Here is a 16352-nt window from a genome sequence, read left to right as displayed (position 1 = left end):
GGGCCGATCCGGCGGGCGGTTCTTCCGTATTCGGTGCTGATTGTCGGGCTGCTGGTCACCAGCGTCCTGGTTGATTTGCTCAGCATAGAAGGCGCTGGTGAGTATGTGGCGAGCCCTGCGACCTGGCTGCTGCTGACCTGCCTGTTGACGCCGGCGCTGGTGCGGATGCGCGGCGTCAGGTTGTCCAGGTTGATCGTCGAGGGACTGGGCGCCTGGTGGACAATCGCATACTCAACCAGTGCATTCCTGGTGCTCGGCGGACTACTCGCCGCCAGTGGCATGAGCAGTGCCCTGGCCGGTTACGCGGCGCAGCTCGGGCCAGCCTACCTGGCGCTCATTCCGGTGGTCGGCGGGCTCGGTGGCTTCATCACCGGCTCCAACACCGGATCCGCCGCGATGTTCTCGACCAGCACGGTGCAGGCTGCCAACGCGTTGAACAGCAGCGCGCTGATTGCGCTGGCGGGCCAGAACGCGGCGGCCTCCGTCACGTTCATGGCGGCACCGCCACGGGTGGCCCTGGCAATCGCCGTCGCCGAGGGCGGCAAATCCACCACGGACTCCTCCACACCCGACGCCGGTCCCATCCAGTTCGGCAGCGTTTTCCGACCGGTGGTTTTGGCTAACGCCGGAGTCGTGGCCATCCTCGGCATCGCCTGCTTCCTGCTGGCGTAGGCGGGATTGGCGGGTTGGCGAAGCGGCCGCCGTCGCGGGCTGACCTCGCCGCCTGACCTCGCGCCCGTGAGCAGCTACGCCGTCGGAGACTGATCGAGCGACACGTGATCGCGCGGCACCACGACCATGGGCACCGGCAGCGAGCGGAGCATCTTGTTCGCCGTGGTCCCGAGGAAGAGTTGGCTGCGCTTCGCCAGCCGGCTGGACCCAATCAGGACGATTTCGCTTTCGTCCCATTTGAGGTCTTCTATCGCGTCCTCGATGGTCTTGCCGCGGGCGACGGCGGCACTCAATTCCGTCCCGGCCGTCACATTTTCGCAGGCCTGCTCCAGCACCTCCCGGGCATGTGCCCGGGCCTGCTCGACGGCCCGTTGGCCATTGACGTCGTCGTGCGCATCCAAGGCGAGAAGCGAGATCAGCCGCAGCGGAACATGGCGCAAGGCTGCGGCATCCACTGCTACGTCGAAGAGCGTTTCCGAGCCCGGCCGGGTACCGATGGCGCAGGTAATCCGGGTGATGCTGGCTGGTGCTTCATAACCTGACGGCGCAAGGGCCAGTGGCACCGGCGAAGCGTGCAGCAGCGAACTGGCGACCGACCCGACGGTGAACCGCTTGAGGAATCCGTTACGGGCAGCGCCGACGACGATCAGGTTGGCTTCGCCTTCGGTCGCCGCGTCGATAAGACCTTCGGCGAACGAATGCGCGTACCGAAGCTGTTTGGCAGCGGAGACGTCACTGGGAATCATCTCGAGGGCTTCATCGAGCCACTCCTGGGCGCGACCGGCGCGGATTTCCTGCACATTCCGCTCGGGACCGGAACTGGCTTCGACGGGCTCCGGCCCATCCAGGACGTGGACGACCTCCAGCCGGGCGCCCGGATTCCGGGCCAGAACGGCGGCCAGCGCAAGGGCATCCGCTCCCCGTGAATCAGGAGTGTAACCAACGATGTAACGCATGGACGATCCGCCCTCTCTCTAGTGACATTGCCCCTGAACATGTTGACCCAAGGGTGATGTGCATCAAGCAGTATCAGCATCGGGAGCGGATACGCAATATCGATTACCCACCGAAACAGCTTTGACCGTGAGCCCGATCACGCGTACGCTTCTTTCAATTGCCGAGAAACAGATTTCACCATACGGAACTTCGGGTATTCAGTGACTACATTCAATCAGGCTCAATTGACAGATCTTCAAGTCAGCCCCCGCTTGTATAACTACGATCTCGCCCCCACCAAAAAGGCGGGCCGGCGATGGGGCTCCTACAACATCTTCACGTTATGGGCCAACGATGTGCACAGCCTGGGCAATTACGCCTTCGCGATCGGGCTCTTCGCGCTGGGCCTCGGCGTCTGGCAGATCATGCTGACGTTCCTGCTCGGTTCGCTCCTGATTTTCCTGCTGCTGACCCTGTCCGGTTTCATGGGCGAGAAGACCGGCGTTCCGTTTCCGGTGATGAGCCGGATCGCATTCGGCATCAGCGGCGCACAGATTGCTGCCCTGGTGCGCGGAGGGGTGGCCATAGTCTGGTTCGGTATCCAGACCTATCTCGCCGCGGCCGTGCTGAATGTGCTGCTCCTGGCGCTGTTCCCCTCCCTGGAATCGCTCACCGAAATTTCGATTCTGGGATTGTCTGCACTCGGATGGATCTCGTTCATCTCCCTCTGGATCGTCCAGGTCGTGATCGTTAGTTACGGCATGGGCATGATCCGCAAATACATGGCCTACGTCGGACCGATCATCCTGACCACGATGCTCGCGATCGCCATCTGGATGTTCATCGAAGCCGGCGGATCCATCGCCCTGTCCACCGACAAGAGCCTGACCGGCGGCGAGATGTGGCTGCAGATCTTCCAGGGAGCCGCCCTGTGGGTCGTCATCTACGGCACATTCGTACTCAATGTTTGCGACTTCACCCGATCGGCCAAGAACAAGGCGGCCATCGTCAAGGGCAACATCATCGGCATCCCCGTCAACATGCTCTTCTTTGCCGCCATCGTCGTCGTTCTGGCCGGCGCGCAGTTCGAAATCAACGGCAACATCATCACTGGACCGTCCGACATCGTCCAAACCATTCCCAACACCTTCCTGCTGGTCGTAGCCTGCGTGGCGCTGATCCTGGTCACCATCGCCGTGAATTTGCTGGCGAACTTCGTCGCCCCGATCTACATGCTCGCCAACCTCTTCCCGCGGAAACTGAACTTCCGCCGCGCCGGACTCGTCACCGCGATCATCGGTCTGGTCATCCTGCCCTGGAACCTCTACAACTCCCCCGTGGTGATCGAGTACTTCCTCGGCGGCCTCGGAGCGGTCCTCGGCCCGGTATTCGGCGTCATCATCGCGGACTACTGGCTGCTCCGCCGGTCCAAAATCAATATTCCCGACCTCTATACAGATGAGCCCGACGGCGATTACCACTACCGCTCGGGCTACAACCGCCGCGCCATTATCGCCCTCGTTCCGGCGGCCATTATCGCCATCGCGCTGGCCCTCGTGCCCGCCTTTGCGGCGCTGTCCGGATTCTCCTGGTTCATCGGAGCCGGCCTCGCGCTGGTCTTCTACATCGCCATCGCGGACCGCAGCAAGCCAATCCGCGACGTCGACGGCGAGCCAATCGCCGTCGCAAGCGAATAACCGTCCAACGCGTCACGACCTCACCACCCCCGCAGCCAACCCGGCACCACATACATTGCACTACTACCGCGCACACCGCACAACGTTAGGAGGCCTGGCGTGAGAATCCTCGTCGTCAACGTCAACACCACCGAGGCCATGACCGAAGCCATTGGCCGCCAGGCAGCCGCCGTCGCCGCGCCGGGCACGGAGATCATCCCGCTTACACCGCTTTTCGGAGCCGACTCTGTCGAGGGCAATTACGAAAGCTACCTGGCCGCCGTCGCAGTGATGGAAACCGTCCGCTCCTATGATGGCCCGTTCGACGCCGTTATCCAGGCTGGCTACGGCGAACACGGCAGGGAGGGACTTCAGGAACTCCTCGACGTACCGGTCGTCGACATTACCGAAGCCGCCGCCAGCACCGCCCAATTCCTCGGCCACAAGTACTCGGTAGTCACCACCTTGGACAGGACCGTGCCGCTCATCGAAGACCGGCTCAAACTGGCCGGACTGTTCGACCGCTGCGCCTCCGTCAGGGCGAGCGGCCTCGGTGTGCTCGAGCTAGAGCAGGACCACGATGCGACCGTGAAGGCGATCGTCGCCGAGTCCATCCTCGCGGTGGAGCGGGATAAGGCCGAAGTGATCTGCCTTGGTTGCGGAGGCATGGCCGGACTCAACGAGCGCGTCGTCGAACATACCGGCGTACCCGTTGTCGACGGCGTCGCAGCAGCAGTCACCATCGCCGAGTCGCTGGTACGGATGGGATTGTCTACGTCGAAAGTCCGCACCTTCGCGCCGCCGCGGCCCAAGACCTTCAAGAACTGGCCACCGGCCACGGGACCGTTACTGGGGGCTTGAGAACTGTCTGGGAAGAGGGTTGTCCATGACAGCACTGAGAGTGGCTTCGAGATGTTTCTCTTCGATAGCGGCCGCCTTGTCCCCTTCTCTATTGCGGCAGGCGTCGATCAATTGCCGATGATCGGCGTTGGCTCTCGCCGGAACGTCCGAAGATAGCAGGATTGACCACCTGACATAGAGGGCCGAGCTGTCGCGTAGCCCCGTAAGGATCTGCATCAGATTGGGCGATCTGGCGGCGTGGGCAAATACGGCATGGAAGTTCCGATTGGCTTCAACCCAGGCATCAATATCTGAAGAATCGTTCATTTGCTTCCATAGGTTTTCAGCGATGTCGAGCTCAGCATCGGTGATTCTTTCGGCAGCCTTACGGACGTTGAGCGGCTCGAGCAAGAGCCGCAATTCATAGATCTCCAGCAGTTCTTCCCTGTTCAACTCCCGCACGATGGCTCCTTTATGGGCATCGATACGAACCAACCTGCTGTCCGCCAATTGGCGCAGGGCTTCACGAACCGGGCCCGTGCTAATTGATAATTGAGCAGCGACTTCACTTTGGGTGAGACGGGTGCCTGGTACTAATGCCCCGCGCACGATTGCGCGCCGCAATATCTCATAGGCCAGCTGCTGGGCCGTCTGCCGGGAACCTTTTATTCCAGATGAAGCATCAGAAAGTGCTGAAAGATTCGGTTCGGCTGATCGTGGGGGTTGAATATCCATAATCATTGAATTATCTCCCACAGATAGATCCCATCCCAATTAGTTTTAGTAGTCATGCGCCGAGATCCCGTTTTCACTTCGTTGTGCAACCCGCGCAAAGTTCGCTGCAATTGCGCTCTCCACGGACGACGTCGTTATCGCCACGCTGAGGAGTATGCGAGCCTTCGTCCCATCGAGATCTTCCGCAGGGATTAAACCCCCCGCCAGAAGTTGCTGTTCCGAACCGGGGAAGTCGTAGGTTTTTCGCAGTAAGGCTCCGGAGCCCACACGCGAAGCAAGCACCACCGGAAGCTTCTTGGCCGCTTTCAACAGCGGATCCACCCACCAGGACGGAACGTGGCCTCCCCCGAGCGCCTCCACCACGACACCGTCATAGGACTCCATGGCCCGCTCCAACAGGAATGTGTCGTCTCCAAGGCATACCCGTATCAACGCCACGCGAGCCATTTTTTGACCAACCGCAACCGGAAACGACTCGTTGCGGTATGACGGCCAATTGAACGCCACTTGTCCTTCATGCACCCTGCCCACCGGCCCTGTCGGCGGAGAGACAAAGGCCGATGGACTGGTTGTATGCGACTTCCGTACGGAGCGGGCGAGATGAATTTCGTCATTCATCACGACAAGGGAGCCTCGCCCCATGGCATCCGGACAGGCCGCCACAGATACCGCAGCTACAAGATTTCCAGGTCCGTCAGCGCCCGGCGAGTCCGCCGTCCGCATCGCTCCGGTGAAGACAATCGGCTCGCGACGTGACCATAAGAGGTCTAGGAGAAACGCCGATTCTTCCATCGTGTCGGTTCCCTGAGTGACGACCATTCCCCTTGCCCCCGCGCTGCAAGCCCGCTCCAAATCATTCCGCAATTCCACCAACTTCCGGAAGTCCAACGACGCTCCGGGAATCTGACAGAACGAAGCAGCGTCGATGATCGCGATCTTATCCAAGGCTGGGATGGCTTCGATAAGTTCAGATGCATCGATTGTGGGCGAAGCGCCTTGACCGGGCTTGGGAGAAGTCATTGCCACGGTTCCTCCTAGCGAGCGCAGGCTTACGCGGGGAAGCGGTAATGGGTCACTCGTCATGGGGAGTCAACCTCCGGATCGGTTCTCAACGGCTGCAGGACCGTCAATGTTACTGATGACAATACACAATCTATTATGTATTGTGATCCACATCTCATCGATCAAGAGCTGAAACGTTCGGTGTTTGGCCCATTAGGGCGGTTCCCCTATACACATCAACCCCACGACGGCATACGTGCCGATCACCGACATAGATAGCGAGCCTTGAATGAAAATCCTTTCCTTCCATGCACCTGACGGAGTACGACTGGGCATCGAGACAGATGCAGGCGTCGTTGATGTTCGCGCGGCTGCAGCAGCGGCCGGTCTTCCTGCCCCAGCAACGATGCAGGAACTGATTGCTGGCGGTGCGGAAAGTTCTGATCAACTTAAGCACGTACTCGGCACGGCAAAAGAGACCGTTCCAGCAGCAGAGATTTCATTTGCCCCGCCGATAAATGACCCCAACAAGATCATTTGCGTGGGGGCAAACTACCGGAAGCATGCCGCGGAGGCAGGTCTGCCCCTGCCGAGTCGTCCGATCTATTTCTCCAAGTTCCGCAACAGCCTTGCCGGGCATCAAGAAAGCGTCGCCGTGCCATCTGCGACCGAACAGGTCGACTATGAAGTTGAGCTGGTTGCTGTCATCGGCCAGCCAACCCGCAACGTGGGCGTCACTGAAGCGCTCGATTACGTATTCGGCTATGCCACCGGAAACGATCTTTCGGCCCGTGAGCTCCAAATGCGCACTACTCAATGGCTGTATGGCAAGGCAATCGACGGGTTCGCGCCCCTCGGACCCTATATCGTCACAGCCGATGAAGTGGCGGACCCGCAGAATCTAAACCTCAAGTGCTGGGTCAACGGCGAGCAGCGCCAGAACTCGAACACGAAAGACATGGTCTTCTCCGTTGCGGAAATGATTAGCGACCTGTCGCAAATCATGACGTTGGAGCCGGGTGACCTCATCTATACCGGAACGCCCGAAGGAGTGATCCTTGGCATGCAGGAAAAGATCTGGTTGAAGCCTGGCGACGAGATCTCATGTGAAGTCGAGGGCCTTGGCGTGCTAACGAATGCCCTGGTTGGGGAAAGGGTTCTGCAATAACCCAAAACTCAGCTCCGTTCGCGATCCGCTGAGGACTATCTTCAGCGCGGCGGAAGACGTCTCATCCACAACTATCAGGAGATCCAACCAATGGAACCGTCTATTCTGTCTCTTCTTCCGCCGGTTATAGCCATCGGCTTGGCTATCGTCACAAAGAGAATCCTGCCTTCCCTGGCAATTGGAATCATTCTCGGTGCCCTGCTGTACAGCCAATGGAACATTCTTGCCACCCTCGCGCTCATCTTCGACGTAGCGTCGGGCCTCGTCATTGCGGACGGCAGCGTCGCAGAGGAGATGTACATACTCGCATTCGTTATTCTGCTCGGAATACTGACGTCGTTCATCTACTTGTCAGGGGGACTGCGAGCATTCTCTGAATGGGCGATTACGAAAGTCAGGACACGTGTTCAAGCGCAGCTGGTTCCCATCGTCCTCGGTATCATCATCTTCTTCGATGATGCTTTCAGCAGTTTGGTGGGTGGCAACGTCAGTAGGACGATCACCGACAAACACCGCATTTCACGGGCAAAACTCTCGTATTTAGTCGACTCCACTGCAGCGCCGGTGATTATATTGATGCCAATCTCGGGATGGGCGGCATTCATCGCCGCCACGATGGCGGGGATCCTCGCCGCGAACGGCATCACCCAATATTCAGGCTATGAGGCATTCCTGCTTTCAATTCCGACGAATTACTACGCCATCACCGCAATCTTGTTCGTCATCGCTGTTGCATACTTCTCGATCAATATCGGCCCTATGCGCAAGCATGAAAAAGCCGCGATCGAAGACGGCGTGTTGTTCGACACCTCCCAGGGCCCCGTGCCCGGTGAAGCTGATCGCAATCTGCCGACCCGCGATGATGGCAAGGTCGGTGACCTGATTCTGCCAGTGGCAACACTGATCGGCGTCACAGTGGTTTGGGCACTTTGGATCGGCATCTCCAACACGGAGGGCGCGATAACCCCGATGAACGTTCTGGCCAATACCGACGTCATCATTTCCCTCTTCTATGGTGGTCTGGCCGCATGTGCTCTGTCGGCGGTCAGGCTCCTGATGAAAAGGGTTCCCGGGAAGCAGGTAGGAAAGGCAACGTGGTCGGGAGTCCGGTCAATGCTGATGGCCGGTGCCGTGCTGTTCCTCGCCTGGATGACTGCCGGAATCATCTCGTTGCTGGGAATCGGCGAGTACGTCGCCCGCCTGCTCGATGGTGATCTCGCCATCGCTCTGCTGCCGGTCATCCTATTCGCCCTCGCTGCATTTATCTCATTTTCGATGGGGAGCACGTTCGGCACCTTCGGTCTAATCCTGCCGATAGCCGCTCAAATCGCAATTACGGTGGACATCTCACTCTTGATTCCGGTGTTCGGTGCCGTACTCGCGGGTGCCATCTTCGGAGACCACACGTCCCCGTTGTCAGACACGACGATCCTGTCTTCAATCGGATCGGGCATACATCTCATCGATCACGTCAAGACGCAGATGCCCTATGCGATGGTCTGCGCCGGAGCCTCCATGGTCGGATACATTTCCCTTGGACTGAGCAGGAACATCGTTGTCGGCCTGGTGACGACACTGGCCGCCCTCGCCATCGCCGTCTTTGTACTCAGGACGAAGTCGGCTGGTGTTAGAACCCCTGCGACCGATAGCGCGAGGAGCAGCGAGTAGTGTCACTCGACCGATCGGCTTTGGTCACCATAGATGTCCAGCGGGACTTCTATGAGACCAACGCACCTGCACGGATTGACGGGACGGCAGAGTGTATCCCTGCCATGAGCCGGGTCGCCCGCGCCTTCCGGTTGGCCGGCCGTCCCATCATCCATGTCGTGCGGCTGTATGTCGCTGACGGGTCGAACGCTGAGCCGGTCAGGCGGACGGTGCTGTCGACAGCAAGCATCGTCCGCCCTGGAACAAAGGGCAGCCAGGTCGCCACGGATCTCCTGCCACCGGAGGCGCCTCAGCTCGACGCGGATGTTCTGCTGGACGGAGCCCTGCAGCAGGCCGGTCGGTCAGAGTGGCTCATGTACAAGCCGCGATGGGGCGCCTTCTATAACACTCCCTTAGAGGAGCATCTCCGGAGGCTCGAGGTTACTGATTTGGCGTTCGTCGGCTGCAATTTTCCCAATTGCCCGCGGACCAGTCTCTACGAGGCCAGTGAGCGTGATTTCGCGACAGTTCTGGTTTCGGATGCGGTGAGCGGAACATACGAACGCGGCTTGCGCGAGGTGGCGGACATTGGCGTCACCGTCACAACGAGCGAGGCGATCATAACTGCGCTGAGGGCGACAGCGAATGAACTTGCACCTAAGGGATGACCTGCCAAGCACGTCATCCCTTACGCGTCGTAGCGCATCGTGGACGGAATTAGTGTGCCCCGACCGGCCCCGCCGCCACACTGTTGACGTTCATGCCCTTGGAACCGAGCATCCGGGGCAGGCTGCGATCCGCTTCCTCCAGAGGGATTGAACAAGTATCGCTTCCGGCTATTGGATGCGCGACGTTTCTCTCACAAGCTGTGAAACCAGATGGGACGTTCCCAAAACCATTGACATGTGTCCTACATCTCATTACCGTGATGTCTTGTAAACGTTTTCAAACGTAGGGACGCAATGTCCGCATCGAGTGTTACGAGCGAGTCGTTGTCCGGGAATGCGGGCAGCAACGGCCCCATGCACTCCGATGCTTCTGCCGCTCCGGTGCGCATCGTCGACTTGGCGAACGAGTTGGACCTCTCAATCGCCACCATCTCAAGAGTCCTGAACGACAGCCCGGCGGTGAGACCAGAAGTTGCCGAACGCGTCCGCACTCATGCATTGACCCGCGGTTATGTGGCCAACCGGCTCGCCAGGTCCCTGCGGTCGCGTACCCGCAGCTTTGTCGGCTTCCTGGTCCCCGCCATCGAAAATCTCGCCTACTCCATTGCTGCCGATGCATGCGCGCAGTATGTCTCCCGCTCCGGCCATCAGCTGATCCTGGCCATTTCCGGTGACGATCCAGAACTCGAATTCAACGCTTTGCGAAGTCTGGCAGAGGCCCGGGTCGGTGCGGTTATCGTCGCGCCGTCGCCATCAATGACCGCGGGGTCCCGTAAGTTGCTCGCCGGAATGTCGGTCCTTGAATTCAACCGCACCGCTGGCTTGTCCAAGAACATGGTGCTTTGCGACGAGCGGGCGGCGTTTATCGAGGCCGCAAGACACCTGCTTGATCTGGGGCACGAATCGATCGCCTATATCGGCACCACCGATGCGGTCAGCAACGGACGCGAGCGGCTTGAGGGTGTACGGGAGGAACTGGAGCGCAGAGGTAAACAACTCCGGCAAACACACATCCGCCTGCTTCCTCCGACCGAGGGCGACGGCTACCAGGCAGCCCAGGAACTCCTGTCCGGCCCGGACCTGCCGACTGCCCTGCTCGTCGGAAGCTCCAGTTTGTCGATGGGCGTGGCGCGGGCAGTGCGGGAGTTAGGCATCAAGGTTCCAGAGGAGCTGTCCCTGATCGTGTACGGCGACTCTCAATGGGGACAGTTGTTCAGCCCGCAACTCACCACCATCATGGCGCCGTACCGGGAGATGGGCGAGAGCGCCGCCAACCTGGTTGCCAGCATTCTGTCGAAGGACGAGAAGGAACCAGCCCAAGTTGTCAGGATGCACGCGGAGCTCCTCTTGCGCGGTTCAACGGCCCAGCCAACAAACATGTCCAGGAGGACTTAACACATGCGCATTACCGACATCAAGATCGCCGAAGTTCCCTTGGACGCGCACATCAGCAACGCCGTCATCAACTTCTCGAAGATGACCGTTTCCATGGTTGCCGTGTACACGGACGCCGTCGTCGACGGAGAGCCGGTCGTCGGCTACGGCTTCCATTCCAACGGCCGCTATGCCCAAACCGGTCTTCTCACCAACAGGCTGCTTCCACGGTTGGAAGCGGCCGAACCCAAAGAATTGCTCGACGACGGGACCGGCATCATTGATCCCGTCGCCGTCCGTCAGATCGTGATGCGGAATGAAAAGCCCGGCGGCCATGGTGATCGCGCGGTGGCGGTAGGCACTCTCGACATGGCGATGTGGGATCTTGCTGCGAAAGCTGCCGGCAAGCCGTTGTACCGGGCATTGCACGAGCGGTTCCGCCCGGACAGCACACTGCCCGAGACCGTTTCCGTTTATGCGGCAGGCGGTTACTACCGGAAGGGCGACGACATACCCGAGCTGCAGCGCGAGATCAAGGAGTACCTCGGGCTCGGCTACATGGACGTCAAGATGAAAATTGGCGGCGCGTCCATCGGGATGGACATGAAACGGATCGAATCGGTTCTTGAAGTGTTGCCCGAGGGGTCCCGGCTGGCTGTAGACGCCAATGGCCGGTTCGGGTTGCGGGAAGCCCTGGACTACGCGGCAGCACTCGAAGCGTACGACCTGGTTTGGTATGAGGAACCATGCGACCCGCTGGATTATCAGACACACGCAGCGATAGCTCAGGAGTACGGCGGCGTTCTCGCCACCGGGGAGAATCTATTTTCCGTACACGAGGTCCGCAACCTTGCACGGTACGGCGGATTGCGCCCCGGAAGGGACGTACTTCAGATGGACCCATGTTTGAGCTATGGCGTTTCCGAGTTTGTCGAAATGCTCGATGTACTCGATATCCATGGCTGGCGACCGGGCCGTTGCTACCCCCATGGCGGGCATCAGTACAACTTGGCGATTGCGGCAGCCTTCGGCCTGGGTGGCTGCGAATCCTATCCCCGGGTCTTCGAACCGTTCGGCGGCTTTGCAGACGAAACGCCGATTATCGACGGTCAAGTCCGCCTTCCGGAAGCACCGGGGATCGGCATTGAACACAAATCAACACTTCGTGAGCTGTTCAACCAACAGTTCTAAATCAGCGGCCGAAGGCCGCAGTTGAAAGGAATGCATCATGGCTAGAGTTCGGACACAGAGGGGCATCGCCGTCCTGGCAGGGGCAGCAATGGCGCTTACCGGGTGCGGCACGACGCAAAGCAGCACCGACGACGCCGCCGAGAATTACCCGACACAAGCAGTGCAATACATTATCCCGTTTGATCCCGGCGGCGAGTCCGACATCACCGCCCGACTCCAGCAACAAGCGCTGGAAGACGCGATGGGGCAGTCCGTCTCGGTCTCGAACCGCCCCGGCGGTGGCGGCGCGGTGGGCTGGTCGGAACTGGCAACCAGCATTAAGCCCGATGGGCACACCCTGATGGGGGCGAATCTGCCCCATATCGTTCTGCAGCCGCTTGCCAGGGACGATGCGGGTTACGAAACAGAGCAGATCAAATGGGCCTACATCTTCGAGAGCACCCCCAACGCGCTGGTCGTCTCGAAAAACAGCCCGTACGAGACGGTCGAGGACTTCGTCAAGGCAGCAGAGGAGAAGAAGCTCACCGTCGGCGGCAGCGCATCGTTTTCAGCTAACCACATAGGAACATTGGCCTTCAACAAGGCCGCCGATATCGATCTCACCTACGTGCCATTCAGCGGCACGGGTGCCGCCACTCCCGCCCTGCTGGGCGGCCAGGTCGATGCATTGATGACCTACAACACCGAGGCTTTGAATCTGAAGGAGCAGGGAGCCAAGGTGCTCGCAGTTGCTTCAGAGGAACCGCTTCCCGAATTGCCAGAGGCGCCGACCTTCAAAGATTCAGGTTACGACGTAGTCCAAGGTGCATGGCGCGGCGTTGCCGTTCCGCCGGAGACCCCGGATGCGATCGTGCAGCAGGTCGCCGACGCGTTCAAGGCGGTCAACGAGGACCCTGAAGTGAAGCAGAAGATGGAAGAACTCGGATTCCATATTGAAGACATGGGCCCGGAGGAGGCGACGCAGTTCACTGAAGAGCAAACGGCAGAGGCCGAAGACCTTCTAGAGCGCTTCGGTCTCCTCAAGGACTGATGCCTCCATGTTCGTAGACATTACGCAGGCCATGGGCCAGGTCGTGACGCCGATGATGCTGCTCCTCATCATCGTCGGCGTTATTGCCGGCATGGCCGTCGGTGCGACACCGGGTTTGAGCGCGACAGTTGGACTTGCCCTGCTGCTGCCGATCACGTTCGCCATGGACCCAACCACGGGCTTGGTCCTGATGGGCGCTTTCTACATGGGTGCGATCTACGGCGGGTCGTTTACGGCCATCCTGGTCAACACTCCCGGTACGCCGTCATCGATTGCAACAACGTTCGATGGCTATCCGATGACGCAGCAGGGCCGCAGTGAAGCAGCGATCATCGCCAGCACTGTCGGGTCCGTCGTCGGGGGCGTCATCGGAGTTATCGGACTGCTCGTCCTTGCACCGCTCCTCGCCCAGGTTGTGCTGGCGTTCGGGCCGCAAGAGTACTTTTGGATGGGGATCTTCGGCCTAACCATGATCGCGGGGATTGCCCCCTCGCTCGTCAAAGGACTCGCGGCCGGCTTCCTGGGTCTGCTGATCTCCACAATCGGCATCTCCCCCGTCGGCGGGGAGGTGCGATTCACCTTCGGCTTCACTCAAATGCAAGGGGGCATTCCACTGATCGTGGCCCTTATCGGGCTGTTCACGATTCCGACAATTGTGGACATGGTTATCGCCCCAGGCTCGAGGACGGCGGCCATGGCCGCAGATGCACAAGCCAGGCAACGAGGCGGCGAGTTGAAGAGTACCCTGCGTGATCTCCTGTCCCGGCCGCTCAATCCCATCAGATCCTCCATCATCGGAACCTTCGTGGGCATCCTGCCCGGCGCCGGAGGAAGCGTTGCGAACCTGATCGCATACAACGAGGCAAAGCGCACCTCCAAACGAAGCAAGAATTTCGGAAAGGGCGAGATCGACGGCGTCGTCGCACCGGAGGCTGCCAATAACGCCGTCGTCGGTGGAGGAATGGTCCCACTGCTGACGCTGGGAATTCCCGGGGCGCCGCCGGATGCCGTGATCTACGGCGTGCTCCTGCTGCACGGGTTGCGTCCTGGGCCTGATCTGTTCGAGGAGCAAGGTGTACTGACCTTCACCTTCATTCTCGCGGTCGGGGTATCAGCGATCCTGATGGCTCCGGTCGGCCTGGTCGCGGGCCGCGGGCTGCAGCGGGCAGTGGTCCGGACGCCAACACACTACCTGGCTCCCCTCATCGCATTGCTCACTATTGTGGGATCCTATGCGGTCCGGAACAGTGCCCTCGATGTCCTGATGATGGTAGCCCTTGGCCTCATCGGTTATGGATTACGGAATGTCGGCCTGCCGCCGGCAGCGATCGTGCTCGGCGTGGTTCTGGGACCGATCATCGAAACCGGCCTGGCACAGGGTCTATTGACGGCCACCGCTCAGGCGAACCCCTGGACGTCGTTCTTTACCCGGCCGATCAGCCTGGTACTTATCGTCCTCGTCATTCTCGGACTGGCCTGGCCACTAATCACGGACCTCAGGGAAAAGCGGAAAGCCGGGAAGGTGAAAGCACCATGAGGGCAAATGTGATTTGTGGAGCGATCCTCCTCGTGGTGGCCGGTGCATTCTGGGTCCAGCGGAACTACAACGACCCGATGGTGGGTGTTTTCCCCGACTTTGTTCTGATCGTTCTTGCCGTATCCGGGGTGGGAATTCTTGTCCATGGCATCCTGCGCGGTGATCGGACCCGCCGTCCGCGCGAAATCAGCTTGCGCATGTTTGCCATCGCGGCTGCATTGGTTATCGGTTGGGCCTTTGCTCTGGGAATTTTCGGCTTCACGATCAGTGGGGTGGCCGCCTTTTTGATCATGGCGCTTCTGATCCGGGAGGGCCGGCCGCGGCTCCGCGACGTGGTGCAGGACGCCGTCGTTGCCGTCGTCGTAGTTGTTGGTTGCTTTCTGATCTTTACGCGGGTCCTCTTGGTTCCGCTTCCAGTTTCCACACTTATCGGTATGTAGAAGGAGAACGTATGCAGTACCAGATTGCGACAATAGCCGGAGACGGAATTGGTAAGGAAGTGGTTCCGGCCGCGCAGCGTGTCCTCGAAGCTGCCGGCACCAAGTGGGATTTCAAGTTGGAATGGGAATCCCAGGATTGGGGCTGCGAGTACTACACCCGGACCGGGTCCATGATGCCTGAGGATGGTCTTGATCAACTCCGGAATAGTGACGCCGTATTCCTCGGTGCCGTCGGCTATCCCGGAGTTCCAGACCACATTTCGCTCTGGGGTCTGCTCATCCCCATCCGGCGCGCATTCCGCCAGCGCGTGAACTACCGTCCAATCCGTCTGTTCCCGGGAATTGATGGGCCCCTGCGCGATACCGGTGACGGCGTCGACTTCGTCGTCGTACGCGAGAACAACGAAGGAGAATATTCCGAGATCGGTGGCAGGATCTACCGGGGTCTCGAGGAGGAGATCGCGATCCAGGAGTCAGTCTTCACCAGGCGCGGCGTGCGGGGCGTCATGGAATACGCCTTTGAGCTGGCAGGTGAGCGAAAGGGGCAGTTGCTCTCCGCGACAAAGTCGAACGGGATCGTCCATACGATGCCGTTTTGGGATGAAGTGTTCAATGAGACTGCAGCGTCGTATCCGGACATCGCGGTATCACAAATGCATATTGATGCATTGGCCGCGTATTTCGTCCAACGTCCGCAGTCTCTCGACGTGGTGGTCTCTTCGAATCTGTTCGGTGACATCCTGTCCGACCTCGGTGCGGCCGTCGCTGGCAGCATCGGGATTGCACCATCAGCCAATATCGATCCCACGCGGACGCACCCTTCGATGTTCGAGCCGGTTCACGGTTCCGCGCCGGACATTGCCGGCAGGGGGATCTCCAATCCAATCGGTCAGATCTGGTCCGGTGCCCTCATGCTGGAGCATCTGGGCCAAGAGGAGGCGGGCGGAGCAATTATCGATGCCATCGCCAGCGTGCTGGCGAATGGTGGTCCCCGCACGGCCGACCTCGGCGGTACCGCTACGACAGAGGATGTCACCCGGGCGGTGGTCGACGCCCTGACCGGCTGAGCCGAATAGGTTCTATATCTCTGCCGTAGCGTGATGCCCTTCTGATTCGATCAGGAGGGCATCACACATTTCGGGATAAGGGCTGCTACTCGTCGTGGCCCTGGTCAGAGCTCATCTGGTCCTCGGCGGGCGGCGTTTCACCGGGAGGGACGCCGCCGCCCGGTTCGAGGCCCGTGACGTTTCCGTCAAGTGGATCCGGATTGGTATTGTCCCCTTTGCTTTCGGAGTTCCGGTCGCCGGGGTCCTTGTCGCCGTCGGGCTGTTCACCGTCGGGCCGGTCCGGATTCTGGGGGTCCTTCTCAGGGTGGTAGCTGCTCATAACTTCGTCTCTCCTTTAAAATAGTGGTTAGAGAACCGGCTTGCCGCCGC

16 protein-coding genes are annotated in these 16352 nt (G+C 59.9%); 12 read left to right on the top strand and 4 right to left on the bottom strand.

Annotation, left to right across the window (positions count from 1 at the left end):
• Positions 1–672 (top strand): L-lactate permease (locus tag Y707_RS31440; RefSeq protein ID WP_173401458.1); only part of this gene is annotated, 672 nt, incomplete at its 5' end.
• Positions 673–746: 74 nt separating this feature from the next.
• Here Y707_RS31440 and Y707_RS0110250 read toward each other — a convergent pair.
• Positions 747–1628, bottom strand: a complete 882-nt coding sequence (locus Y707_RS0110250; RefSeq protein ID WP_026535018.1) for a universal stress protein — start codon at positions 1626–1628, stop codon at positions 747–749.
• 201 nt (positions 1629–1829) lie between these two features.
• Here Y707_RS0110250 and Y707_RS0110245 point away from each other — a divergent pair, with 201 nt between their 5' ends.
• Positions 1830–3305, top strand: coding sequence for an NCS1 family nucleobase:cation symporter-1 (locus Y707_RS0110245; RefSeq protein ID WP_051441862.1), 1476 nt, complete (start codon positions 1830–1832; stop codon positions 3303–3305).
• Between the two features lie 99 nt (positions 3306–3404).
• Positions 3405–4145, top strand: a complete 741-nt coding sequence (locus tag Y707_RS0110240) for an aspartate/glutamate racemase family protein (RefSeq protein ID WP_026535016.1) — start codon at positions 3405–3407, stop codon at positions 4143–4145.
• Here the strand turns inward: Y707_RS0110240 and Y707_RS29750 are convergent.
• The gene (locus Y707_RS29750; RefSeq protein ID WP_081744770.1) at positions 4131–4865 is read right to left on the bottom strand and encodes a GntR family transcriptional regulator; all 735 of its coding nucleotides are present in this window, start codon (positions 4863–4865) and stop codon (positions 4131–4133) included. The two genes, Y707_RS0110240 and Y707_RS29750, sit on opposite strands and share 15 nt — an antisense overlap.
• A gap of 39 nt (positions 4866–4904) precedes the next feature.
• Complete coding sequence (locus Y707_RS25005; protein ID WP_081744769.1) at positions 4905–5942, bottom strand: asparaginase; 1038 nt, start codon at positions 5940–5942, stop codon at positions 4905–4907.
• A gap of 208 nt (positions 5943–6150) precedes the next feature.
• On the opposite strand from Y707_RS25005, the gene Y707_RS0110225 reads away from it, so the two are divergent.
• The 9 genes from Y707_RS0110225 to Y707_RS0110185 all read left to right on the top strand — a co-directional run bounded on the left by Y707_RS0110225 (position 6151) and on the right by Y707_RS0110185 (position 15983).
• Complete coding sequence (locus tag Y707_RS0110225; protein ID WP_026535014.1) at positions 6151–7029, top strand: fumarylacetoacetate hydrolase family protein; 879 nt, start codon at positions 6151–6153, stop codon at positions 7027–7029.
• 90 nt (positions 7030–7119) lie between these two features.
• Positions 7120–8697 (top strand): Na+/H+ antiporter NhaC family protein, encoded by a 1578-nt coding sequence (locus Y707_RS0110220; RefSeq protein WP_026535013.1) that lies wholly within the window; start codon positions 7120–7122, stop codon positions 8695–8697.
• Positions 8697–9344: a cysteine hydrolase family protein gene (locus tag Y707_RS0110215; RefSeq protein ID WP_026535012.1), complete on the top strand. Its 648-nt coding sequence runs from the start codon at positions 8697–8699 to the stop codon at positions 9342–9344. The genes Y707_RS0110220 and Y707_RS0110215 overlap by 1 nt, the downstream gene beginning before the upstream one ends.
• Before the next feature lie 354 nt (positions 9345–9698).
• Positions 9699–10739 (top strand): LacI family DNA-binding transcriptional regulator, encoded by a 1041-nt coding sequence (locus Y707_RS0110210; RefSeq protein WP_026535011.1) that lies wholly within the window; start codon positions 9699–9701, stop codon positions 10737–10739.
• A gap of 3 nt (positions 10740–10742) precedes the next feature.
• Entirely contained in the window at positions 10743–11909 is a 1167-nt protein-coding gene (locus tag Y707_RS0110205; protein ID WP_026535010.1) for an enolase C-terminal domain-like protein, read from the top strand.
• Positions 11910–11946: 37 nt separating this feature from the next.
• Positions 11947–12939, top strand: coding sequence for a Bug family tripartite tricarboxylate transporter substrate binding protein (locus Y707_RS0110200; RefSeq protein WP_035781159.1), 993 nt, complete (start codon positions 11947–11949; stop codon positions 12937–12939).
• Between the two features lie 7 nt (positions 12940–12946).
• Positions 12947–14476 (top strand): tripartite tricarboxylate transporter permease, encoded by a 1530-nt coding sequence (locus Y707_RS0110195; RefSeq protein ID WP_026535008.1) that lies wholly within the window; start codon positions 12947–12949, stop codon positions 14474–14476.
• Positions 14473–14916 (top strand): tripartite tricarboxylate transporter TctB family protein, encoded by a 444-nt coding sequence (locus Y707_RS0110190; protein ID WP_026535007.1) that lies wholly within the window; start codon positions 14473–14475, stop codon positions 14914–14916. The genes Y707_RS0110195 and Y707_RS0110190 overlap by 4 nt, the downstream gene beginning before the upstream one ends.
• A gap of 11 nt (positions 14917–14927) precedes the next feature.
• Positions 14928–15983, top strand: coding sequence for a tartrate dehydrogenase (locus tag Y707_RS0110185; RefSeq protein WP_026535006.1), 1056 nt, complete (start codon positions 14928–14930; stop codon positions 15981–15983).
• Between the two features lie 85 nt (positions 15984–16068).
• Here the strand turns inward: Y707_RS0110185 and Y707_RS0110180 are convergent, their stop codons facing one another.
• On the bottom strand, positions 16069–16302 hold the full coding sequence (locus tag Y707_RS0110180) for a DUF6480 family protein (RefSeq protein WP_026535005.1): 234 nt from the start codon (positions 16300–16302) through the stop codon (positions 16069–16071).
• Positions 16303–16352 lie beyond the last annotated feature (50 nt).

The sequence above is a fragment of the Arthrobacter sp. H14 genome, assembly GCF_000520495.1.
Taxonomy (GTDB): Bacteria; Actinomycetota; Actinomycetes; order Actinomycetales; family Micrococcaceae; genus Arthrobacter_C.
The sequence above is the reverse complement of the archived record's forward strand: the minus strand, read 5'-3'. Positions and strand labels throughout refer to the sequence as shown.